Origin of the sequence: Burkholderia sp. EMB26, assembly GCF_024730645.1 — a bacterium.
Taxonomy (GTDB): domain Bacteria; phylum Pseudomonadota; class Gammaproteobacteria; order Burkholderiales; family Burkholderiaceae; genus Burkholderia; species Burkholderia cenocepacia.
This window is the reverse complement of sequence record NZ_CP078071.1, coordinates 538,265-559,589: the sequence shown is the minus strand read 5'-3', so window position 1 is coordinate 559,589 and position 21,325 is coordinate 538,265. Positions and strand designations below refer to the sequence as shown.

At 68.6% G+C, this 21,325-nt stretch carries 20 protein-coding genes; 13 read left to right on the top strand and 7 right to left on the bottom strand.

Annotated features, from left to right (window positions below; translation table 11 throughout):
• The first annotated feature begins 136 nt into the window (after window positions 1-136).
• Entirely contained in the window at window positions 137-1,708 is a 1,572-nt protein-coding gene (locus KU887_RS19195; RefSeq protein WP_258257219.1) for a hypothetical protein, read from the top strand.
• A gap of 84 nt (window positions 1,709-1,792) precedes the next feature.
• Here the strand turns inward: KU887_RS19195 and KU887_RS19190 are convergent, their stop codons facing one another.
• Window positions 1,793-2,812: a DNA-binding protein gene (locus KU887_RS19190; protein ID WP_062910470.1), complete on the bottom strand. Its 1,020-nt coding sequence runs from the start codon at window positions 2,810-2,812 to the stop codon at window positions 1,793-1,795.
• A gap of 289 nt (window positions 2,813-3,101) precedes the next feature.
• Here KU887_RS19190 and KU887_RS19185 point away from each other — a divergent pair, with 289 nt between their 5' ends.
• The 4 genes from KU887_RS19185 (at window position 3,102) to KU887_RS19170 (ending at window position 7,340) form a co-directional block, all read left to right on the top strand.
• Window positions 3,102-4,559, top strand: a complete 1,458-nt coding sequence (locus KU887_RS19185) for a HAMP domain-containing protein (protein ID WP_205672036.1) — start codon at window positions 3,102-3,104, stop codon at window positions 4,557-4,559.
• The gene (locus KU887_RS19180) at window positions 4,556-5,203 is read left to right on the top strand and encodes a response regulator transcription factor (RefSeq protein ID WP_006490644.1); all 648 of its coding nucleotides are present in this window, start codon (window positions 4,556-4,558) and stop codon (window positions 5,201-5,203) included. The genes KU887_RS19185 and KU887_RS19180 overlap by 4 nt, the downstream gene beginning before the upstream one ends.
• Before the next feature lie 170 nt (window positions 5,204-5,373).
• Window positions 5,374-5,745, top strand: coding sequence for a DUF4156 domain-containing protein (locus tag KU887_RS19175; protein WP_034202340.1), 372 nt, complete (start codon window positions 5,374-5,376; stop codon window positions 5,743-5,745).
• A gap of 2 nt (window positions 5,746-5,747) precedes the next feature.
• Window positions 5,748-7,340 carry a S41 family peptidase gene (locus KU887_RS19170; protein WP_240464490.1) on the top strand — a complete coding sequence of 531 codons (1,593 nt, stop codon included), beginning with the start codon at window positions 5,748-5,750 and terminating at the stop codon, window positions 7,338-7,340.
• On the opposite strand, the gene KU887_RS19165 is transcribed toward KU887_RS19170, so the two are convergent.
• From KU887_RS19165 to KU887_RS19155, 3 genes are all read right to left on the bottom strand, one after another.
• Complete coding sequence (locus tag KU887_RS19165) at window positions 7,315-8,244, bottom strand: alpha/beta fold hydrolase (RefSeq protein WP_058903119.1); 930 nt, start codon at window positions 8,242-8,244, stop codon at window positions 7,315-7,317. The genes KU887_RS19170 and KU887_RS19165 overlap by 26 nt on opposite strands.
• A gap of 6 nt (window positions 8,245-8,250) precedes the next feature.
• Entirely contained in the window at window positions 8,251-8,847 is a 597-nt protein-coding gene (locus KU887_RS19160) for a hypothetical protein (RefSeq protein ID WP_006490642.1), read from the bottom strand.
• Between the two features lie 221 nt (window positions 8,848-9,068).
• Window positions 9,069-9,191, bottom strand: coding sequence for a hypothetical protein (locus KU887_RS19155; RefSeq protein ID WP_258257208.1), 123 nt, complete (start codon window positions 9,189-9,191; stop codon window positions 9,069-9,071).
• Window positions 9,192-9,253: 62 nt separating this feature from the next.
• Here KU887_RS19155 and KU887_RS19150 point away from each other — a divergent pair, with 62 nt between their 5' ends.
• Window positions 9,254-9,919, top strand: a complete 666-nt coding sequence (locus KU887_RS19150) for a cation diffusion facilitator family transporter (protein ID WP_258257205.1) — start codon at window positions 9,254-9,256, stop codon at window positions 9,917-9,919.
• 195 nt (window positions 9,920-10,114) lie between these two features.
• Here the strand turns inward: KU887_RS19150 and KU887_RS19145 are convergent, their stop codons facing one another.
• Window positions 10,115-11,305, bottom strand: a complete 1,191-nt coding sequence (locus KU887_RS19145; RefSeq protein WP_012493335.1) for a LuxR family transcriptional regulator — start codon at window positions 11,303-11,305, stop codon at window positions 10,115-10,117.
• Between the two features lie 282 nt (window positions 11,306-11,587).
• On the opposite strand from KU887_RS19145, the gene KU887_RS19140 reads away from it, so the two are divergent.
• The 3 genes from KU887_RS19140 (at window position 11,588) to KU887_RS19130 (ending at window position 15,084) form a co-directional block, all read left to right on the top strand.
• The gene (locus tag KU887_RS19140; protein ID WP_069352224.1) at window positions 11,588-12,526 is read left to right on the top strand and encodes an alpha/beta hydrolase; all 939 of its coding nucleotides are present in this window, start codon (window positions 11,588-11,590) and stop codon (window positions 12,524-12,526) included.
• Window positions 12,523-13,647: a bifunctional 3,4-dihydroxy-2-butanone-4-phosphate synthase/GTP cyclohydrolase II gene (gene ribBA, locus KU887_RS19135; protein WP_048985463.1), complete on the top strand. Its 1,125-nt coding sequence runs from the start codon at window positions 12,523-12,525 to the stop codon at window positions 13,645-13,647. The genes KU887_RS19140 and ribBA overlap by 4 nt, the downstream gene beginning before the upstream one ends.
• 201 nt (window positions 13,648-13,848) lie before the next feature.
• Complete coding sequence (locus KU887_RS19130) at window positions 13,849-15,084, top strand: NADH:flavin oxidoreductase (RefSeq protein ID WP_006485217.1); 1,236 nt, start codon at window positions 13,849-13,851, stop codon at window positions 15,082-15,084.
• Between the two features lie 4 nt (window positions 15,085-15,088).
• Here KU887_RS19130 and KU887_RS19125 read toward each other — a convergent pair whose 3' ends face one another.
• Window positions 15,089-16,216 (bottom strand): 4-hydroxyphenylpyruvate dioxygenase family protein, encoded by a 1,128-nt coding sequence (locus tag KU887_RS19125; protein ID WP_006485220.1) that lies wholly within the window; start codon window positions 16,214-16,216, stop codon window positions 15,089-15,091.
• A 358-nt stretch (window positions 16,217-16,574) separates the two neighbouring features.
• Here KU887_RS19125 and shiA point away from each other — a divergent pair, with 358 nt between their 5' ends.
• The 3 genes from shiA (at window position 16,575) to KU887_RS19110 (ending at window position 20,118) form a co-directional block, all read left to right on the top strand.
• A complete protein-coding gene (gene shiA, locus KU887_RS19120) occupies window positions 16,575-17,882 on the top strand; it encodes a shikimate transporter (RefSeq protein WP_058903117.1) in 1,308 nt (435 codons plus the stop codon).
• 204 nt (window positions 17,883-18,086) lie between these two features.
• Window positions 18,087-19,388, top strand: coding sequence for a UDP-N-acetylglucosamine 1-carboxyvinyltransferase (locus tag KU887_RS19115; protein WP_006485223.1), 1,302 nt, complete (start codon window positions 18,087-18,089; stop codon window positions 19,386-19,388).
• A gap of 358 nt (window positions 19,389-19,746) precedes the next feature.
• On the top strand, window positions 19,747-20,118 hold the full coding sequence (locus tag KU887_RS19110) for a DUF4440 domain-containing protein (protein ID WP_012493332.1): 372 nt from the start codon (window positions 19,747-19,749) through the stop codon (window positions 20,116-20,118).
• 45 nt (window positions 20,119-20,163) lie between these two features.
• On the opposite strand, the gene KU887_RS19105 is transcribed toward KU887_RS19110, so the two are convergent.
• Window positions 20,164-20,397, bottom strand: coding sequence for an AbrB/MazE/SpoVT family DNA-binding domain-containing protein (locus tag KU887_RS19105; protein WP_011547707.1), 234 nt, complete (start codon window positions 20,395-20,397; stop codon window positions 20,164-20,166).
• Between the two features lie 150 nt (window positions 20,398-20,547).
• On the opposite strand from KU887_RS19105, the gene KU887_RS19100 reads away from it, so the two are divergent.
• On the top strand, window positions 20,548-21,321 hold the full coding sequence (locus KU887_RS19100) for an IclR family transcriptional regulator C-terminal domain-containing protein (RefSeq protein ID WP_006485222.1): 774 nt from the start codon (window positions 20,548-20,550) through the stop codon (window positions 21,319-21,321).
• Window positions 21,322-21,325: the final 4 nt, after the last annotated feature.

Here is a 21,325-nt window from a genome sequence, read left to right as displayed (position 1 = left end):
GCAGGCATTTCATCGATCTCCCGCATAAATACGCGCGGCGCATGTGCCGGCGACCGCGAGGACGCAGCCGGCATTGCACACGTGTGCAATGCGCCGGACCGTTACCGCCTCTCGAACCCGTGACCAGGAACGCCCCATGACCGCTTCGAAACCCGTCCGCCCGACCGCGCCGAACCGCCGGCGCTTCATCCAGCGCGGCGCCGCGCTGACCCTGTCGCCGCTCGTCGGCTCGCTGGCTGCCTGCGGCGGCGACGACAGCCCGGCCGCCGCATCGTCGTTCGCCGCCACCGGCGCCGCCGATACGTCCGCCCGCAGCTACGGCATCGCCGATCGCTCGATCGCGATCAACGTCGTCAACGCGATTCCGTCGACCACGCTCGCGTTCGGCAATGCGGCGAGCCAGAGCGGCTCGACGCCGCAGGCGTCGCAAAGTTTGATCGCGACCGGGCAATCGACCGCCGTCAGCGCGTCGAACAGCTGGGGCGATTGCACGGGATCGTTCAGCCTCGCCCGCGGCGACGCATCGTTCGCGATCGCGTACACGCATCCGTTCGGGTCGCAGCCGACCACCGTCAGCGTCACGCCGTCGGCCGGCTACGTGTCGGGCGCCGACGCCGCGACGTTTCCCGGCCACGACTCGGTCGCGAATCTCAACCTGTATCGCGGCGTCGCGACTGCGAACGGCGCATGGGTCGTCCCGCTCGCGCAACTCGCGACGCCGCCGGCCAACAACTGCCAGGATTTCGCGAACAGCATGTTCGGCAGCAACGTGCGCACGGCCGCGGCGATCCGGTCCGCGTATCAGGGCACGGGCTCGCTCGGCTACGTGCCGCCCGCCGACTTCACCGGCGGCCAGCTCGCGGGCTTCGTCGCGCAATGGGTGCGACGCTGGCAGAACGGCGCGTCGTACACCGTGCTGCCCGGCGCCGATGCGCAATTGATCGATGCGCTGAAGCAGTACGTGTCGAGCGCGTCGAACGCGGGCCCGCTGACGATGTGGGTGCCGCAGATCGCGTGGCAGGCCGGCTCCGACCCGGCGGTTTTCTCGCTGACCGGCTATCGCGCGTTCCCGTTCGTCGACGCGCAAGGCAACTGGAACGCGGCCACGCTGTCCGCGTTCCTGACGCTGCTGGCGGCCGGTTCGCACCTCGTCGCGATCAGCGCGACCAGCGACCTGCCGGCGGGCGTCACGATGCAGGCCTTCGACAGTTTCATGGGGGCGAGCGGGCTGGCGACGTCGACGGATATCGGCAATTCGCACTACGCATCGGTCGTGAACACGACGGGCCGCTATTACCTGAGCGTCGGCAACGATTTCGCGCCGGCGAATTGCGGGCTGATCCTGTCGTTCCTGTACGGGCGCACGGTGAACAACCTGCTCGCGGGCGCCGGCACGTACAACACGTTCATCCAGCTCGAAGGCTGGCAGGCCGGCGGCTCGCGCCACAACGCCGACTACGCGACGTATCAGCAGACGTTGTGGAACATCTCGACGTACGGCGCATCCGCGTACAGCGAGAAGCGCGCGACGTCGATCTTCCTTGCGCCCGCCGGCTGGACGCCGCAGGTCTATCAGACGACGCGGATGATGCCGTACGTCGGCGCGTATGCGCAGTCGAACGGCACGCCGCAAGGCTGGCTGAACACGTCGCTCGTGACGATTCCGGCGGACGCGCCGCCGCTGCCGTCGCGGTATGTGGGGAGTTGAGGGGGGGCGCAGCGGCCGGCGGTCGGTCGGGCCGGCCGCTCGCGCCACGTCGCTTCGCGCATGCGGCGCCGATCGGCCCTGCAGTCAGCGCGGCGCTTCGTCGGCGCGCTTTCTCATGCGTGCCCGCCGCTCGCTCCGTTCGGCGGCCGGGACGGCCTTGACGCCGCGCAACGGCGGCCGGCGCACGAGCGCCGCCATCTCGCGCCTCAGCGCGTCGAGCTCGTTGCTGCGCGCCGCATCGGTCGCCAGGGCGCCGTCGAGCTGCCCCTGAAGCACGCCGCAGCGATGCAACGCGTCGCCGAGTTGCGCCTGTAGCGCGGCCATGTCCTTCCGCTGCTGCGCATCGCGCTGTTCCGCGCGCGATGTCGCTGCGTCGAGTTCCTTTTGCAATCGTGCGGCCGTGAGCCGCTCGCGATCGATTTCCTGAAGGGCCCGCTTCTCCGATGCGCGCAGGCGCGCCTCGGCGCGGCCCGCGTCGTCGCGCAACCGGTCGAGCTGGGTGGTGAAATCCGCGCGGGCTTCGGCGAGTGCGCGATCGGCCTCCGCGTTGTCGGCTGTCAGGCGTTCGATATCCGCTTGCAGCGCTTGCCGCGATGCATCGTCCGCCGCCCTCGCCTGCTCCAGTTCCTGAATGCGGACCTGCGCGGCCAGCAGCGCGGTCGTGCGTTGCTCCAGCGCGGTTTCGGTGCGGGCCAGTTCGGCCTGCAACGTCGCGACTTCCGCTTGCGCCGCGGCCCGCTGGGCTTCGACTTCCGCGCGCAGCGAGTCGAGTGCGGCGGCCGCGTCGGTACTCGACCGGTTCCACAGCGCCGCGACCAGTTCGCCTGCCGCGGCCTGCAGATCGGCCGGCAGGTCCGGGTGCTCGATGCGCACGCGGCTCTTTTCCCGCAGCTCGGCCCAGAACTCGGCCAGGACGGCCGTCGGCGTGCTCATGCTGCCCTTGCGGACGAGCTGGTACAGGCGGTTCGCCGTCGGCGTGATGCCGAAGCGGAAGAACAGCAACGCGCAGGCTTCGCGATACAGCTCCCGGGTTTTCGGGAAGTCGGCCTTGAGGCGCTCGATTTCGGCGGTCAGGCGGGGTTCGTCGGCGGCGAGATCGGACATGGCGGGGTTTCGTCGGGAATTTGATAAATAATATAACGTAAACCGTTAGATATCCAATCATTCGTCAATTGAATTTTGACATTATTTCTATAATGTCGAGTGCGATGGTTCATGGCCTCGCATGTGCCATCGCGGAAGCTGTTGGCGGCCTCGTCTTCACCCCAACGTGGTTGCCCGGCAAAAACGCCGCTGCAACCGCCGCGAAAAAACGTCAACATGGCGCGATTGAAGGCTGGCCGCCCTGCTTTGCCGGGGCAACGGTAAAAGACAGAAGAACGAGGAGCCCGCGTTGCGCACATTCCGGATCGGCTTTCGCGGCTTGTTCGTCAAGCTCGTACCGACGTTCATCGTCGTGGGGTTCGTCGCGATGGTGCTGTCGTCGGTGCTGACGAGCGTGTTGTGGCGCACGCATGCGGAAAGCGACATTCGCCGTTTTCTCGGCAATCTCGATCGCCCTGCACTGGCCGCCGCGACCGGCGCCGTCGACTTGCGCGACCCGGTCGCCTGCCGCGCCGCGGCCGACGCGATGTTCTGGCAGATCGCACGAATCGGCGCGCGCGACGTGATGGATTTCGCGCCGATGATGGGCTTCTTCGGCGCCGGCCGGTTGCAGGTGCGCATCGCGCCGCCGGATGGCGCGGGATGCGAAACGTCGCCGGCCGCGTCGCCGCTGCTGTCCGATGCGTTCGCGGCGACACCGGCCGACCCGGCCGCGCCCGACACGATGCTGCATCGTGACGGCGACTGGGCCATCGTCACGCGCATCGCGCTGGCCGGCGGCGCGATCGCGCGGATCGGCGTCCATTACTGGCCGGGCTGGCAACTCCACTACGAGATCGCGGACGACGCCTCGGCCTACGACCTGATCCGCACCGTGCTGTATCTCGGTGCGATGGGCGCGAGCTTCGCGGGCTTGCTCGTCTGGTTGCTGGTGCGGCGCGTGCGGCGGATGACGGCGGCGGCCGACCGCTGGGCGGCCGGCGACTTGTCGGCGCGGATCGCCGATGCGTCGCGCGACGAACTCGGCGCGCTGGCCGCGCATTTCAACCGGATGGCCGATGCGCTCGCGCGGGCGTTCGGCATGCAGAAGGCGCTCGCGGTATCGGTCGAGCGCACGCGCATCGCCCGCGACCTGCACGACACCGCGAAGCAGCGCAGCTTCGTGCTCGGCCTCAAGCTGACCGAGCTGGAATACGAGGCGCAGCGTCATCCCGACCTGTTGCCGACCGTCGGCGCGGCGCGACGTCTGGCCGATCACCTGCAGCAGGATCTCGACAACGTGGTGACCGGCTTCAGCCTGCCCGCGATTGCCGAGGACGGCCTGCGTGCGGCCGTTTCGCACGCGGTGCGCGACTTGCTGGCCGGCTCGGGCATCGCGTGGTCGCTCGACCTGCCGGATGCCGCGGCGCGCACGCTCGATGCCGATCCGGCGGCCGCGCACGAGTTGCTGATGATCACGCACGAGGCGGTCGCGAATGCGCTGCGCCATAGCGGCTGTCGCCGCATCGACATCGCGTGCGAACCGGGCGATGCGGGCCACGCATCGGCCGCCCGTCCGCCGGCACACTGGCGATGGAGCGTGCGCGACGACGGCGCCGGTTTCGACCCGGCCGCCGTGCCCGTCGGCATGGGGCTCGGCAATTTGCGCTGGCGCGCGGACGCGCTGCCCGGCGGCAGGCTCGACATCGTGTCGGGCGCGGACGGCACGCGCGTGACCGTCCATTTCAATCCGATGGAGACCACATGACCACCATCCTCGTTGCCGACGATCACGCGGTCGTGCGCGAAGGCATCCGTGGCCTGTTGCGGCTCGATGCGTCGTTCGAGATCGTCGCGGAAACGGACGACGGCGCGTCCACGGTCGAGCAGGTACGCGTGCATCGTCCCGACGTGCTGTTGCTCGACCTGATGATGCCCGGCATGGGCCACGCCGGCGTGCCGGCGGTGATTCGTGCGATTCGGGCGGCCAGCGGCGACACGCACATCATGGTGCTGACGTCGTCCGACGACGATGCGCTGGCACTGGCCGCGATCGACGCCGGCGCCGATTCGTTCCTGCTGAAATCGATGCGCGGCGAGCGTTTGCTGCAGGCGATCCATGCGGCCGTCCACGGCGAACCGACGCTGCACCCCGGCATCGCGCAGCGCATGATCGGTGCGTTGCGCAAGCCGCCGCGCAACCCGTTCGCCGCATTGACCGCGCGCGAGCTCGAAGTGCTGCGCTGCCTGGCCGAGGGCGGCAGCAACGCGCGCATCGCCGCGACGCTCGGCATCACGGAAAAGACGGTCAAGACGCATCTCGGCAACGTGATGTCGAAACTGCATCTGTCCGACCGCACGCAGGCCGTCGCGCTCGCGTGGCGCGAAGGATTGATGGCGCCGAAAACCTGACGTCGCCGGGCGGCCAGTGCCGGCCGCGCGTCGACCGCGCTTCCCCGTATCTACGACTTTCGTCGGATCCTTTCCGTCGCCAGCGCGCGACCTTCGCCCGATGCGCGGCGCGGCCGGCGTCCCTAAAGTGGCGCTGTCGCGCGATTCCGCGCATTCGTTACGGCGAAAACATGAGACCTGCCTGGCTGTTGTGCCTTCCTGTCGCGCTGGCGGCATGCGCGCCGCTCGAACCTTCCGCCGCGGGGCGCGACGTGCGCATCGTCACGAGCGACCCCGGCGGCACCTGCCGCCACCTCGGCGACGTGACCGGCAGCCGCGGCAACTTCCTGATCGGCGGCTTCATCCCCGATGCGACGCTCGAGACCGGGGCGCGCAACGACCTGAAGACCCGCGCGGCCGCGCTCGGCGGCAACGTCGTGGTGCTGCTCACGCAGCGCGGCGTGCAAAGCGGCAGTTTCGACGGTACCGACGGCGGCTACCTGCGGCAGACCGGCGTCACGCTGACCGGCAGCGTGTATCGCTGCCCGGGCGCCGGGGCGTGACGATGCGTGCCTTCGCCACCCTGATATGGAGCCTCGGTATCTCCGGCTGGCTGCCCGGCTGCGGCGGCGACGGCAACGAGCCCGTCGTGCCGGGCGGGCTGCCGTCCGCGCCGCCCGAGATGCTGCGCGCCGCGTGGCAGGACGGCGCGTTCGTGCCGCAGACACACGGTATCTGGGCGCTTGCCGGCACCGGCGCGATCGCCGAGATCGGGCCGCACGGCGCGGTCATCTACAACACGACGCGCACCGGCAACCTGTGCTGGCGCGATCCCGCGTACAACGCGAGCACGGCGGCCGTCTCCGGCCTGATCGGGATGTATGCACGCTGGCGCGGCGGCATGGTCTTCACCGACTCGCCGGACGGCATGCAGCTGCATGCGCGCCCGCTGGCTGCGCTGCCCGACGCGTGTCGCATGACGGGCAACGGCGCGCCGTCGCCGCTCGCGACGTATGACGCGGTCGCCGCCCTGCTGCTCGACTTCCATTCGTTCGCGGCCGACTACGGCATCGACTGGGCGGCGCGTATCGCGCGACTGCGCCCGCAGGCCGCCGCCGCCGGCAGCGACGCGGCGCTCGGGCCCGTGCTCGATGCGCTGCTCGGCGCACCGGTCGATGCGCATACCAGCATCAGCGACGAAAACGATTCGTTCACGCTCGGCTGGCGCGACGAAAACGCACCGCAGCAGACCTTCCGCCGGTTGCGGCATGCGTGGATGCAAGAGGCGCCCGCTACGTCGTTTCCGGCCTGGCTCGGCGTGTGGCACGCGCGGCAAACGCAGGCGCGGCTCGGCCTCCTGCGCGCCGATGCGCGCGGCATCGAATTCGACGGCAGCCTGGTCTGGGGCGTGCTCGACGGCAATATTGGCTATCTCGCGATCGACCGGATGGGCGGCTTTGCGGGCGGCCCGATCGCCGACATCGAGCAGGACCGGGCCCGGCTCGCCGCCACGCTCGATGTCGTGCTCCAGCGGCTCGGGCAGACGCATGCGCTCGTGCTCGACCTCGCGTTCAACCAGGGCGGCGCGGCGCAGATCGCGCACGACATCGCCGCGCGCTTCGCCGACCGCAAGCGGCTCGCCTATACGCGTGCGCTCCCGCAGGCGGCCGGCATCGCGCCACAGCGATTCCATGTCGAACCGGGCGGCGCCGTGCGCTATGCGAAGCCCGTCGTCGTGCTGACGAGCGACGTGACCGTCAGCGCCGGCGAATACCTGACGCTGATGATGCGCACGCTGCCGCACGCGATCCAGGCCGGCCAGACCACGCAGGGTGCGCTGTCCGGCGGCTTCGGCAAAGGGTTGCCGAACGGCTGGATGATGGGCATCGCGAATCATGTGACGCGCGATGCAGCCGGCATGTCATACGAAGCACGCGGAATCCGGCCCGACGCGGAATTCGACGTGATTCCGGACGATGCGTCGGACTCGGGTTACGGCCGCGCCGTGTTGCGCGCCGCGGCGCTTGCCGGCGAAGCCGCGCTGTCGCACCGGACGCGGCGCACCATGCGCGACCGACCCAACCACCGCGCGCGAGGGCGGCCCGAAGCGCGACGCATCACGGCGCGGGCCTTCAACGGCCCGACGCGGCTTCCCTGAGGAAATCGAGCAACTGGCGTGTCAGGAAGGCCGGATTCTCGTCCGGCAGCCAATGGCCCGTATTCGGCGCAACGGCTCCGCGAACGTCCAGCGCCAGCTCCCTCGCCATGTCGAGTTCCTTGGCGCCGTTGCTCTTGTCGCCCGCGAGCGCCAGCACCGGCATCGGGAGCTTGTGCTTCATGAACGCCTTGAACCGCGTCTCGTCCTGCGGAAACGCGCGATAGAGTTCGAACCCGGCGCGTAGCGCGCCCGGCGCCGCGTAAGCGTCGGCGTAGACGGCGATATCGTCGTTCGACAGCGCGACGTGGGTTCGCTTCTTGTAGAAATCGAGGATGTACGCGCGCTCCTTGCCCGCAATCAACATTTCCGCGATATCGCGCTGCTGATGCAAGCCGAAATGCCAGATCTGCGGATCGGCGCTGGCCTTCGCTTCGTCCCAGATACGCGTGCCCGGCACCGGAACGTCGAGCATCGCAAGTTTCACGATCTCGGTCGGCCATTGCGCGGCGTACGCATAGGCCACCATCACGCCGATGTCGCGGCCGACGAGGTGGATGCGCGTCGCGCCGAGCTGGTGAACGAGGGCGCGGATGTCGCCCGCCATCGACGCCTTGTCGTAGCCGCCGAGCGGCTTGTCGGATTCGCCCGCGCCGCGGTAATCGACCGCGACGACCCGATACCCGTCTTCGGCGAGTGCCGGCATCACGTGACGCCACGTGTACCAGGTTTGCGGCCAGCCGTGCAGCAGGACCACCATCTCGCCGTCGTCCGGGCCGCCGGTCACGTAATGGAGTCGGACGTCGTCGAGCTGCGCGTAGCGTCGGCTGAAGCGCCGCTCGAAACCGGCCGGCAGGCCCGGCGCCGGCATCCCTGGCATCGATTGTTCGGATCGTTCGTTCTGCATGGGTCGTCATCCGTTGCTGTGTCGGTCGCCCAGCCTGTCGACCTGCTTCACGCCGCGGAGCAGCCATGGCCGAAGTTGCCTCGTGAGGAGCGGCATGATGATCCAGGTCAGCGATGCGGTCAGCAGCGCGGAGCTGAGCGCGAGTTGGACAGGACGCTCCGACGCTGGCAGGAGCGCGTTCAGTAGGTACGTGATCGACAGCAGGGCCGGATAAACGGCCAGCCACGTCACGAGAAACGTTTTCCACTTCGGTGTAGCGGGCTTGCCGGCGATCGCGAACCACGCATCCATGCCGACCGCGGCATCGCGATGCTCGTCCGATATCGTGTCGCCCTTCGCCACCAGCTTTCGTCGCTCCGCGGAGGCCTCCCACGCATGCAGGTGCGCCGGCGAGTCGAACCGATAAATCAGGTAGTTGATGCCGCTGGAATCGCTCAGGCGAACGTTTCCGAGGTGCCCCGGGTAACGCCGCGCCGCCGCGTCGATCTCGCGCGCCCAGCGATCGAATTGCCTTTCCCGTCCCGGATGAACGACGCGACCGACGACGATCGTGCTGGACTCACGCATCGTGTCGGGTGGGTGAAGGTGCTGGCTGTCGTGCATTGAGGCGCTCACGGGAGTGGGCGGTGAATTTCGTCGCCCGGCAGCTGCCGGTGGCGGCCGGGAAAACCTCGGATACGCGGTCCGGGCGAACATGCCGGGCTGTCGCGAAAGCAAACCGCGATCCCGCTCGCAAGCCGGCCGCGTCGCTCATCGCGCTTCGGCGCTCCATCGGGCGGCCTGCGGCGACGGCGCCGCAGCGTCATCCGATGCCGTCGACTCCGTTACCAAATGAACGCGCGCTGTAATTTTTTCAGCGCGATCGAAAGCGGTGAGCGCGACGGGTGACCGGTCAGCGGATCGCCATGCGCCGAATCCTCGCGCCGCGCCTTCGTTTCGTCTGTCATTCGCGTGCCACCGTAGGCCGGTAACGTTCGAAGCCGTCCCCGATTCCGACAAGCGATCCGCCATGCAGCGCCCGTCGCGCGCCACGCCCCACGTCTACGCAGCCACGTCCCGCGCACTCGTCGTCAGCCTCGCGATCAACCTGCTGCTGCTCGCCGCCGAGACGGCGGCGGCATGGTCCGCGCATTCGTCGGGGCTGCTCGCGGACGTCGCGCATGCGGCGATCGACCTTGCGGCCGATGCGCTGATCCTCGTCGCCTGCCGGCTCGACGCGCGCCTGCCGCCGCAGCGTCGCCCGACCTACGAGCCGCTCGCGCTCGCGGGCCTCGGCGCGTTGCTGGCCATCACCGGCGCGCAAATGATCTGGCATGCGCTGACCCGGTTCGATACGCCGCCGGTCGTGCAGCCGGGCGCGACCGCGCTCGCGCTGGTTGCGGTCACGCTCGCGGGCAAGGCCGTGTTGTCCTGCTGGATGCTGCGCAAGGCGCGCGAGACCGGTTCCGCGCTGCTCGAGGCGAGCGGCTGGCACGTGCGGACCGATGCGCTGTCGTCGTTGCTCGCGGCGCTCGCGATGAGTGCGGCGCTGATTGGCTTCGGCCGCCTGGACGACCTGGCCGCGCTCGCGATCGGCGCGCTCGTGATCCGCACCGGCGTCGCCTTCATCCGGCGCGGCTGCGCGCAGTGGCCGGCATGGGCCGATTGGGCGAATCGCTCGACGCGCGGGTCGTGAACTCGGGTAGCCGCACGACCCGTCGCCCAATCGATACGCATGAGCGACGGCACGGGATGAAAAAGAGGCTCGCGCGGTGCGAGCCTCTTTTGCGTCAAGTCGCCATCGTCGCGACGCCGGTGAAGTATCGATCGATGCCGATGTATTGCCGGGCGAACGCATCCGTTGCCGCTTGGTCGGCATCGACTACACCATTCACCCGAGCGGCACGACACTCCCGAGCAGAATCCGCACCAGCGTCGCCTGACGCGTGACGCCCGTCTTCGAGAAAATCGCGCGCAGGTGCGTACGCGCCGTGTTCTTGCTGATTCCCGATTCGTCCGCGGCTTCCTCGAGCGTCAGCCCGTTGGTGAGCAGCAGCGCGAGCGACGTCTCGGCCGGCGTCAGGTCGAACAGCTTGCGGATGATTTCCTGCGCGCCCTGCGGCTTGCGATCGGGATCGCGCAGGAACAGCGTGACGGCCGGCCGGCGCCGGTTGTCCTCCGACCAGTCGGACAGCAGCACCGTGCGCACCAGCAGCCCGAGGCGCGGCTTGTCGAAGCTGCGCGTGATCGGCATCGCCTCGACGGTTGCCGCGGCTGTGCCGTGATGCCCCATCACCGCGTGGCGGATCAGCCGCTTCAGCGTGCGGTTCTCCTGCGCGTCGGTCGCCTCGATCGTGCCGCGCGCGATCGTCAGCCCGTTGTTCTGCTTGAGGATCTCGTCGGCGACGCTGTTCATGTCGATGATCGTGCCGTTCTCGTCGAGCGCGATCGTGCCGACCTGCATGCGGTCGATCGCGTTCGCGTAGATCGAGCGCTCGACCTCCGCCGAATCGAGCCGCGAATGCAGTTCCACCGCGCGCTTCAGGTGCGGCAGCAGCAGCGCGCAGACCGCCTTGTCGCGCGCGGAGAACTGCTTCGACGCATGGTTGCGGCACACGCGGAACCGGCACTCGACGCCCGACGGCGTGCGCAGGTCCGCGCCGAGGATATAGCGCACGTCCTGCGGCTTCAGGAACTGCTTGTACAGCTCGCTCGACAGCCAGCCCGTGTCGCCGAACACGTCGTCGACCGTGACGACGCGATCGGCCGGCAGGCCGACGAACGGGTCGAGCGAATAGTAGTAGTTGTTGTACGACGCCTCGCCGTCGCCCGGAACGACCGGGCCGAATTCCGACGCGTGCACGGACAGCGGCGCGCGGCGATCGCTCGCGGCCGCGCGCAGGATCAGCGTCACGTAGTTCGCGTGCAGCCAGCGACGGACGAGCTCGAGCGCGCCGGCCCACGGCGGCGTCTCCAGCGGACCCTGGTAGATGCGCGCCATCAGCTCGCTGAAATCCGCGACGCCGATGTCGGCCTCGTCACTGGTTGCCTGGCTCTCTTGCGGAGCCCATCTCGTCTCCATCAGCACGCTCCATCCTCCATACGACATGTTTGCGGTGCGACCGAGCCGCGCCGCCATGATTTAAGACGCGTCTAAATTCCGGCGTCATCGGGAGATTCACTGAATGGCGAGAATTGGCCATCCGGGCGGGCAAACCATCGTCCGATCGGATGATGTGGCGCCCTGCCCGCTGCGCTGGAATGCCCGTCAGGCCGTGCCGGCAAGCGTCCGGCGCGGACTCAGGGAAAACCGGGACACGGGTTTACCTGATTCAGACCGCATCCGATTCAGACAGGAGTTCCCATGCCGCTCGACCCCCAGGCGCAGGCGCTGCTCGCCGCATTCGCCCAGGCCCCCGCGATCGATTTCGCGCAGCTCACCGTTCCCGCGTACCGCGCGAGCCTCGCCGCCGGCGGCGCGTTCGCGCCCGGCGATGCCGTCGCCGCCGAAGCGGACTGGCAGATCCCGGCAGCGGGCCGTCGATTGCCGGCGCGGCTGTATCGGCCCGCCGTCGACGGGCCGTTGCCGCTGACCGTGTTTTTCCACGGCGGCGGCTTCGTGTCGTGCGGCATCGACTCGCACGCGAACCTGTGCCGCAGCCTCGCGCATCGGGCGCGCACGCTCGTGCTGTCGGTCGACTACCGGCTCGCGCCCGAGGCGCGCTTCCCGGCCGCCGCGCACGATGCGTGCGACGCCGTGCGCTGGGCGGCGGCCAGTGCACGCGATCTCGGCGCCCGCGCCGGCGCGGTGGCGGTCGCCGGCGACAGTGCGGGCGGCAATCTCGCGGCGGTCGCCGCGCTGCAGTTGCGCGGCTCGGGCATCGCCATCGCGCACCAGTTGCTGCTGTATCCGGTCGTCGATTGCGCGACCGAGCATCCGTCGTACGAATCGCTCGGCAACGGCTATTTCCTGACGGCCGACATGATGCGCTGGTTCAAGGGCCACTACTTCGACGACGGCGCCGATCGCGCGTCGCCGCTCGCGAGCCCGCTCGCTGCGCCGGATGTCGCGGGCGTCGCGCCGGCGACGATCGTCAGCGCCGAATTCGATCCGCTGCGCGACGAGGCCGAAGCGTATGCGCTGCGTCTCGCGCGGGCCGGCACGCCGGTGACGCTCGTGCGCTGGCCGGGCCAGTTGCACGGTTTCGCGAGCATGCTCGGCGCGGTCGACGCGGCCGAGCACGTGCTGACGTTCGGCGCCGACGCGCTGCGCCGCGCCTTCGACGCGACGGAGGCGTCATGACGCTCGCCGGCACGCTGGAGATCGTCGACGAGTTGCGCGCGGGCCGCATGGTCCTGCTCGTCGATGAAGAGGATCGCGAGAACGAAGGTGACCTGGTGATCGCCGCCGATCACGTGACACCCGACGCGATCAATTTCATGGCGCGCTTCGGGCGCGGGCTGATCTGCCTGACGCTGACCGCCGAACGCTGTGCGCAACTGCGGTTGCCGCCGATGGCCGACCACAACGGCACGCCGTTCGGCACCGCGTTCACCGTCAGCATCGAGGCGGCCGAAGGCGTGACGACCGGCATTTCGGCCGCCGATCGCGCACATACGATCCGCGTGGCCGTGCGTTCGGGCGCACGCCCCGACGATCTCGTGCAGCCCGGCCATGTGTTTCCGATCGCCGCGCGGCCGGGCGGCGTGCTCGTGCGCGCCGGGCACACCGAGGCCGGTTGCGATCTCGCGGCGCTGGCCGGGCTCACGCCCGCGTCGGTGATCTGCGAGGTGATGAACGACGACGGCACGATGGCGCGGCTGCCGGAGCTGAAGGCGTTCGCTGCGCATCACGGGCTGAAGATCGGCACGATCGCCGACCTGATCCATTACCGCCGCGAGCATGAGTCGCTCGTCGAACGCGTCGGCGAGCGACCGCTGCATACGCCGTGGGGACGGTTCCGTGCGATCGAGTATCGCGACGCCGTGCACGGCGCGCCGCATCTGGCGCTCGTGCGGGGCGAACCCGATCCGGCGACGCCCGTGCTGGCGCGCGTGCACGAATGCCATTCGCTGCTCGACCTGCTCGACGCGGAGCCCTCCGCGCATTCGTGGCCGCTGCACGCCGCGCTGCAGCGCATCGATGCGGCCGGCTGCGGCGTGGCGGTGCTGCTCGATTGCGACCTGCGTGGCGACGCGCCGCGGATGCCGGCCGGTACGGCGCGCCGCGACGGACGCGTGACGGGAATCGGGTCGCAGATCCTGCGCGACGTCGGCGTGCGGCGGCTGAACGTGCTGTCGAGCCCGTTCCGGCTGCCGGCGTTGTCGGGGCACGACCTGGAGATCATGGCGTTCATTCCGCTCGGCGACGACGATCCGGAAAGCGCGCGGGCGATGCCGGCGAATTCATTGCGAGCGGCGTGAGGGTCGGCGCGGGAAGCCGGGGCGCGGCACGCTGCCGTTCGGTGCCGTGGAAGGGTGTTTCGTCGATGCCTGCCAGCCACCGTGCGTGCTCGACGGGATCGCGGCGGGCCGCCGCGCGACACCGCGGCTCATCCACCCGGACGATGCGCGCCCGTCCCGCTGCCGCACAATGGTCGCCGTGCCCATCCTTTCGTCCGCCCCATGGAATCAGCTGACCTCACCACCGCGTTCAGCCCGCTGCAGATCGGCCCGTTGACGCTGCGCAACCGCCTGATCAAGTCCGCCACCAACGAAGGGATGACGCCGAACGGCGTGCCGTCGCGAGCGCTCGTCCGCTTTCACGAGCGCATCGCCGAGGGCGGCGCCGCGTTGACGACCGTCGCATACTGCGCGATCAGCGACGACGGTCGCACGTTCGTCGACCAGGCCCGGCTCGACGCACCGACGGTCCGGCAATTCCGCGTGCTGACCGATGCCGTCCACCGTCACGGCGCGGCGGCCTCCGCGCAGATCACGCACGGCGGCTGCTTCACGTTCCTGCCGTCGCTGTCGACGAAACGGCCATTGAGCGCGTCGGGCGGCTTCAACAAGGTCGGCGTGATGAGCGGCCGCTTCCTGAAGCAGGCGATGACGCGCGAGCAGATGTCGGCGATCGCCGACGAGTTCGCGCAGGCGGCGCGGCATGCGCGCGACGCCGGCTTCGATGCGGTCGAGATTCACATGGGGCACGGCTATCTGCTGAGCCAGTTCCTGTCGCCGCTGTACAACCGCCGCCGCGACGCGTATGGCGGCGACGCCGCGCGTCGGGCGGCCTTTCCGGTCGACGTGCTGCGCCGCGTGCTCGACGCGGTGGGTCGCGATCTCGCCGTGGTCTGCAAGATCGGTGTGACGGAAGGCGTGCGTGGCGGCGGCACGGCCGACGACGCGTGCGAGATCGCGCGGCGGCTCGAGGCCGAAGGCGCGCACCTGCTCGTGCTGAGCGGCGGGATGAACGTCGAATCGGTATGGCAGTTGTTCGGCAGCCCGCTGCCGGGCGATGCGCGCGCGAATGCCGACAATGCGATCGTGCGGGCCGCGATGGCGCTGCAGACACTCACCGAGCCGAAGATGGGCGCGTTTCGGGAGATGTATTTCCTGGAGCATTCGAAGCAGGTGCGCGCGGCCGTCCGGATGCCGCTTGCCTACCTCGGCGGCGTGCGCTCGCGTGACAACGTCGCGCGGGCGATGCGCGAAGGGTTCGACGCGGTCGCGCTGGCACGGGCGCTCGTGTTCGAGCCGGGTTTCGTAAACGGGCTGCGCGACGGCCGGCTCGCGCAGTCGGGCTGTACGTCGTGCAACCGCTGTGTGGTGTCGATGTACACGCCCGGTGGCACCGCATGCGTGCTGCGCGAGCCGAACGACCCCGCGCCGAACCGCGTGCCGGCCGCCGGCGCCTGATCGTTCAGCCGGCGTCGCGCGCGCGGGCAAGCGCCGCGAGGTTGCCCTCGCCGAACCCGTGGTGCCCCTTGCGCTGCACGATCTCGAAGAAGATCTCGCCGGGGCGGCGCTTGACGAAGGTCTGGAAGAACAGCCTCGGCACACCGTCGCTGCCGATCTCGCCATCGACCAGCACCGCGCGGCGGCGCAGCGCGTCGAGGTCGACGCCATGCGCCGGCAGCCGCGCGTCGACGTCGTCGTAATAGCGCGCGGGCGGCTCGATGAACTCGACGCCGTTCGCACGCAGCGCATCGACGCACGACAGGATGTCGTCGGTGGCCAGCGCGACGTGCTGCACGCCCTCGCCCGGATGATCGGGCAGGTACGCATGCATCAGCTCGGTGCGGCGCGTGCCTTCCTCGTAGACCGGAATCCGCACCGCGCCGCACGGCGACACCATCACGCGCGATTCCTCCGACACATGCCAGTGCGCGTCGATCTGATGGATCTCGCGAAAGTGCAGCAGGTCGTGGTAGAAATCCAGCCACTCCTGCATGCGGCCCGCGCCGACGGTTTGCGTGAAGTGATCGACCTGCTGCAGGCCGACGCCCGCGCAATCGAGATCGGTATGCGCGGTCGCGATGTCGATCGGCCGGAAATCGATGTCGAAGATCGAGATGTCGCCGACGCCGCCGCGCTGGCCGTCCCGCCCGCGCCAGCGGTCGACGAAATACAGGTGCGAATCGCCGATCCCCTGGATCGCCGGGATCTTCAGCTCGCCGACCCCGACCTTTTCGCCTTCGAACGCCCACGCGCCGAGCTGGATCGCGCGCTCGAACGCACGCCGGGCGTTCGCCACGCGCAACCCGATCGCGCAGACGCCCATTCCGTACTCCTCCGCATAGCGCGCGGCGAACGAATCGGGCTCGGCATTGATCAGGAAATGCATCTGCCCTTGCCGGTACAGCGTGACGTTCTTGCTGACGTGCCGCGCGATCGCCTTGAACCCGAATTGCTCGAAGCGTTGCGCGAGCGCTTCCGGCACGGGCGCCGCGAATTCGACGAATTCGAGGCCGGCCATCCCGAGCGGATTGGCGGCCGGATCGGCGACGGGCGGCGTATCGCTGGACAATGGGTGGGAAGTGCCGGGCATTCCAGTCTCCGGGGGCATGCGGTCGATGGGGATTCGTGCCTGTCGCGTGCGGCATGCGCGGCCGAGGTGACGGCGGCGCATGCGCCCCGAACGGGCGAGTTGTCGATGCTGCAGATTTTAACCAGATCGTTCACGGCGGCACACCCCGGCCGAACGGGATATCGTCGCGCCGCCTAGTGCAAACCCGGAAAGCGTTCGATAATCGCACGGACTTGAACGATAATCGCGCACATTGCCCGTTTGGCCAATTGCCGCCATGTGGCGCGCGCCCTATTCTCCGTTCACCCTTCGACTTCAATGCAGCATCGGACGCGGCCCCGCCACGATTCCACGATGCGCCGTGCCAGGAGACATTGCCATGACCCCCACCTTCGACACCCTCGACGCCGCGGCCGGCGCCCGTGCGCGCAGCCAGGCCCGCAAGGCCGCGATCGGCAGCTTCGTCGGCGCCGTCGTCGACTGGTACGACTTCCTGCTGTACGGGATCGTCGCCGCGCTGGTGTTCAATTCGGAGTTCTTCCCGAAAGTCAGTCCGACGATGGGCACGCTCGCGGCGTTCGCCACCTTCGGCGTCGGCTTCCTGTTCCGGCCGCTCGGCGGCATCGTGTTCGGCCACTACGGCGACCGGCTCGGCCGCAAGCGGATGCTCGTGCTGACCGTGATGCTGATGGGGCTGTCGACGGTCGCGATCGGCCTGCTGCCGGCGTTCTCGACGATCGGCTGGTGGGCGCCCGTGCTGCTGGTGCTGATGCGCGCGATCCAGGGGTTCGCCGTCGGCGGCGAATGGGGCGGCGCGGCGCTGATGGCCGTCGAGAGCGCGCCGAAGCAAAAGAAGGCGTTCTACAGCAGCGGCGTGCAGGTCGGCTACGGCGTCGGGCTCGTGCTGGCCACCGGCATCGTCTCGATCCTGAGCCATACGCTCGGCGAGGCCGCGTTCAAGTCGTGGGGCTGGCGCCTGCCGTTCGTGTTCAGCATCGTGCTGGTGCTGATCGGGCTGTGGGTGCGCAAGAACATGGACGAATCGCAGGAGTTCGTCGAGAAGGTCGAGCATGGCAACCGCAAGCTGCGCCTGCCGGTGCTGGAAGCGCTGACGCGCCACCCGAAGGCGTTCCTGCTGATCGTCGCGCTGCGGCTCGCCGAACTGTTCACGATGTATATCGTCACCGCGTTCGCGCTCAGCTATTCGACGACGAACCTCGGCATGTCGCGCGACCTGTTCCTGAACATCGGCCTGCTGGTCGGCGCGGTGAGCTGCGTGACGATCCCGTGCTTCGCGTGGCTCGCCGACCGCTACGGCCTGCGCCGCATCTACCTGATCGGCGCGCTGATCGGTCTCGCGTCGGCGGTACCGTTCTTCGTCGCACTGGAAGCGCGGTCGATCGCATGGATCGTGATCTTCTCGATCCTGCTGGCGAACGCGGCGCACGACATGGTCGTGAGCGTCCAGCAGCCGCTGTTTACCGAGCTGTTCGGCGCCGAATACCGCTACAGCGGCGCGGGCGTCGGCTACCAGTTCGCGAGCGTCGTCGGCGGCGGGTTCACGCCGTTCATCGCGGTCGGCCTCGTCAGCGTGGCCGGCGGTTCGTGGCACCTCGTCGCCGGCTATCTCGCGGTCGGCTGCCTGATCTCGCTGGTGGTCGCGGCGCGGATGCGGGCGGCGCAATGACGGTGTGAGCGGATGGCCGGCCCGACGTGCGGCCGGCCATTGCGTCGGGCCGGACGGCATTCGGCCTGCCGTATCTCTGGCGCGACGTCAAACACTGTCAGTTAAGCGCGCCGATTCCCCCTTTTCCCCTCTGAACATTCCACGCCGCGTGCCGACCAATGGCATCATATGGGCCTACGTCAGTCACCGATACGCCCCCATATCATGTCGAATCTCATCGTCCACGGCGGCACTCCGCTGCGCGGGGACATCAAGCCGTCCGCGAACAAGAACGCCGTCCTGCCGATTCTGTGCGCCACCCTGTTGACCGATCAGCCGCTGCGTCTCGTCGGCGTGCCGGACATCACCGACGTGCGCAAGATCCTCGACATCTTCCGCACGCTCGGCAGCGACGTGTCGGTCGATTTCACGACGGGTCTGCTCGAACTCCACCACCGCGACACGAAGTTCGATCCGGCGGTCCACCGGCTGCCCGAGGCGATGCGTTCGTCGATCATGCTGATTCCGCCGCTGCTCGCGCGCTTCGGCGTCGCGCGGCTCGAAAACGACGTGAAGGGCTGCACGCTCGGCGTGCGCGAGATCGATCCGCACGTCGAGGTGTTCGAGCGGTTCGGCGCGCACATCGAGCGCACGCCCGATTCGCTGATCGTCCGTACCGACGGCCCGCTGACGGCCAACGATCACTGGCTCGACTACGCGTCGGTGACGACCACCGAGAACTTCGCGCTGTGCGCGACGGCCGCCAGCGGCACGTCGACGCTGATGAACGCGGCGTCCGAACCGCACGTGCAGGAGTTCTGCCAGTTCCTCGCGATGATCGGCGTCGCGATCGAAGGCATCGGCACGTCGCGGCTCTGCGTGACGGGCGGCGGCAAGCTCGGCGGCGGCGAGTTCCGCTTCGCCGAGGATTTCCACGAGATCGCGACGTTCCTCGCGCTCGGCGCGATCACGGGCGGCGACATCACGGTGCGCAACTCGTCGCCCGAGCATTTCCCGCTGATCGACCGCACGTTCGCGAAGTTCGGCGTCACCGTCACGCACCGCGACGGCTGGTCGCGCGCGGAACGCGACGGCCCGCTGCGCGTGCGCCGGCCGTTCACGCAGAACATCCTGACCAAGGTCGAAGCCGCGCCGTGGCCGTACTTGCCGGTCGACCTGCTGCCGATCTTCATCGCGCTCGGCGTGCGCGCGGAAGGCAGTGCGATGTTCTGGAACAAGGTCTACGACGGCGCGCTCGGCTGGTCCGGCGAACTGTCGAAGTTCGGCGCGCACGTGCTGTTGTCCGATCCGCACCGGCTGATCACGTTCGGCGGGCTGCAACTGACGCCGGCGCGTGTCGAGAGCCCGTACATCATTCGCGTCGCGATCGCGCTGCTGATGGTGGCCGCGAGCATCGAAGGTCGCTCGGAAATCATGAATGCGCTGCCGATCCGCCGCGCGCATCCGCATTTCGTCGAGAACCTGCGTTCGGTGGGCGCGAACGTCGAGTGGACGAGCAGCGAGTAAGGGCATGACGGATGCGGCGCGCGGAATAGTCGCGTCGCATCCGGTTCCTCGGCTTTTCATGCCGTATCGGCCGCTTCCATGCGCGGCCGCGCAGCGTTCTGCCATCGGTTGCCATCTGTTTACGGCAGCACACTGCGTGCTGCTTCACGCCTCTTTCCCGCAGTCAGCGCCAGCCCGACAATGCGTCATCGGGGCGTCTACTCCCGCGCCCTGCCGGCATTTTCCCGCTCACGGCACAACCAGATTCAGACCTGTCCAATTGCCCAAGCATGAGCCCGGCCATAGGCTGCCTTCCTGACCCTGGCGGATAGCGCCAAAAAACCGCGCACCCGCGCTCCAGCAGGACAATGCACCGCCTATGGAACCCCGATTCACCCTGGCGCAGATGCGCGACGTCTGGATCGACGCGTATCGTCACGCCGATGTCGAACAGCTCGATTTCGTCGCAAGCCCGAACTTCTTCGTCCTGCACGAAGCTCACATTCGCACGAAAGCGCAATTTCTTGCGCGAATGCGCGTCGTAGCGGCCGAACGTGCATCGAACAGATCGGGTATCGCATATCGGGACGAAACCATGCAAATCGTTACGCGCGGACAACGGGCGACGATAACGGGCATCGGGACGGTACGAATCAACCAGGCAATCGATTCCCGCTTCGATTTCGTCGAGCAGTGGTGCGTGATCGACGCGCGATGGCGCATTGCCTCGCTCCGCCACGAACACAAGTAAGCTGGACCGCGCCGCGGCTGCGTCCCGGCGCTTGAATGAGTCGACTCAATCCGACTCGTTTGCGTCGTTCCGCCTGAACCTGAAATCGCCTGGTAGCTTGCCTCTGAAACGCCTCAACGGCAGGAGAATTGCTTCGGGGCTCGCGTTGCGGCTCTCAGCCAAAGCACCTGCACGGTAAACGACGATTTCGACTTCGTCGCCTTCACGCAGCCCCCACTCATCGACCAGACCGGCCGGAAGGCGCACGGCCAGACTATTCCCCCACTTCGCAACCCGCATACGACCTCCTTGAATAGATGTCGTCGACTCTATATCTGCCGCTATCCAGCGGACAAGGATGGTGGATCGACCGATTTCCCGTTACCCGACCACTCGCGCGATAATCGACCACTCCTGCGCGAACACCGCGCATCTCCCCGCGCGCCGCCCATGACGAAAAAGCCCGACCTCGACCGACGCGACTGGATTGCCGGCCTCGAAAAAGGCCTGATGATCCTGGAGGCCTTCGACAGCCAGCACGCGCGCATGACGCCCACGCAGGCCGCCGCCCGCACCGGCCTCACGCGCACGGCCGCGCGGCGCTACCTGCTGACGCTGGAATCGCTCGGCTACGTGTACACCGACGGCAAGCTGTACGGCCTTACGCCGCGCGTGCTTCGGGTCGGCTGGTCGTACTTCGATTCGGCGCGGCTGCCGCGCACGGTCCAGCCTTATCTGCAGCAGCTGAGCGCGTCGCTGAACGAATCGGCGTACGTCAGCGTGCTGGACGGCTGGGAACTCGTGTTCATCGCCCGCAACGGCGTGTCGCGCGTGATGACGACCGGCTTCGTGCTCGGCGCGCGCGTGCCGGCGCCGTTGACGTCGCCCGGTGTCGTGCTGCTCGCCCATCATCCCGATCGCGAAGCCGTGCGCGCGTGGCTCGACGAGACCGAGCTGCCGCCGTTCACGCCGCACACGATCACCAACAAGGCGCGGTTGCTCGAACAGGTCGACCAGGCGCGCGACGCCGGCTACGCGGCGATCGAGCAGCAATTGCAGGTGGGCGTGCGCGGCATCGCGGTGCCGCTGAAGAACCGTCACGGCGAAGTCGTCGCCGCGCTGAGCACCAACATGCCGATCGGCGCGGAAACGACCGACGCGGCCGTGCGGCGCGTGCTGCCGCACCTTCAGGAAGCCGCGCTCGCGATGCTCAACGTGCTGTAGCGAC

Bases quoted from the DNA above. Each gene is read 5' to 3' on its own strand.
- KU887_RS19195 (WP_258257219.1), top strand. From the start codon at position 137: ATGACCGCTTCGAAACCCGTCCGCCCGACCGCGCCGAACCGCCGGCGC.
- KU887_RS19190 (WP_062910470.1), bottom strand. From the start codon at position 2,812: ATGTCCGATCTCGCCGCCGACGAACCCCGCCTGACCGCCGAAATCGAG.
- KU887_RS19180 (WP_006490644.1), top strand. From the start codon at position 4,556: ATGACCACCATCCTCGTTGCCGACGATCACGCGGTCGTGCGCGAAGGC.
- KU887_RS19175 (WP_034202340.1), top strand. From the start codon at position 5,374: ATGAGACCTGCCTGGCTGTTGTGCCTTCCTGTCGCGCTGGCGGCATGC.
- KU887_RS19170 (WP_240464490.1), top strand. From the start codon at position 5,748: ATGCGTGCCTTCGCCACCCTGATATGGAGCCTCGGTATCTCCGGCTGG.
- KU887_RS19165 (WP_058903119.1), bottom strand. From the start codon at position 8,244: ATGCAGAACGAACGATCCGAACAATCGATGCCAGGGATGCCGGCGCCG.
- KU887_RS19160 (WP_006490642.1), bottom strand. From the start codon at position 8,847: ATGCACGACAGCCAGCACCTTCACCCACCCGACACGATGCGTGAGTCC.
- KU887_RS19155 (WP_258257208.1), bottom strand. From the start codon at position 9,191: ATGACAGACGAAACGAAGGCGCGGCGCGAGGATTCGGCGCATGGCGAT.
- KU887_RS19150 (WP_258257205.1), top strand. From the start codon at position 9,254: ATGCAGCGCCCGTCGCGCGCCACGCCCCACGTCTACGCAGCCACGTCC.
- KU887_RS19145 (WP_012493335.1), bottom strand. From the start codon at position 11,305: ATGGAGACGAGATGGGCTCCGCAAGAGAGCCAGGCAACCAGTGACGAG.
- KU887_RS19140 (WP_069352224.1), top strand. From the start codon at position 11,588: ATGCCGCTCGACCCCCAGGCGCAGGCGCTGCTCGCCGCATTCGCCCAG.
- ribBA (WP_048985463.1), top strand. From the start codon at position 12,523: ATGACGCTCGCCGGCACGCTGGAGATCGTCGACGAGTTGCGCGCGGGC.
- KU887_RS19130 (WP_006485217.1), top strand. From the start codon at position 13,849: ATGGAATCAGCTGACCTCACCACCGCGTTCAGCCCGCTGCAGATCGGC.
- KU887_RS19125 (WP_006485220.1), bottom strand. From the start codon at position 16,216: ATGCCCGGCACTTCCCACCCATTGTCCAGCGATACGCCGCCCGTCGCC.
- shiA (WP_058903117.1), top strand. From the start codon at position 16,575: ATGACCCCCACCTTCGACACCCTCGACGCCGCGGCCGGCGCCCGTGCG.
- KU887_RS19115 (WP_006485223.1), top strand. From the start codon at position 18,087: ATGTCGAATCTCATCGTCCACGGCGGCACTCCGCTGCGCGGGGACATC.
- KU887_RS19110 (WP_012493332.1), top strand. From the start codon at position 19,747: ATGGAACCCCGATTCACCCTGGCGCAGATGCGCGACGTCTGGATCGAC.
- KU887_RS19105 (WP_011547707.1), bottom strand. From the start codon at position 20,397: ATGCGGGTTGCGAAGTGGGGGAATAGTCTGGCCGTGCGCCTTCCGGCC.
- KU887_RS19100 (WP_006485222.1), top strand. From the start codon at position 20,548: ATGACGAAAAAGCCCGACCTCGACCGACGCGACTGGATTGCCGGCCTC.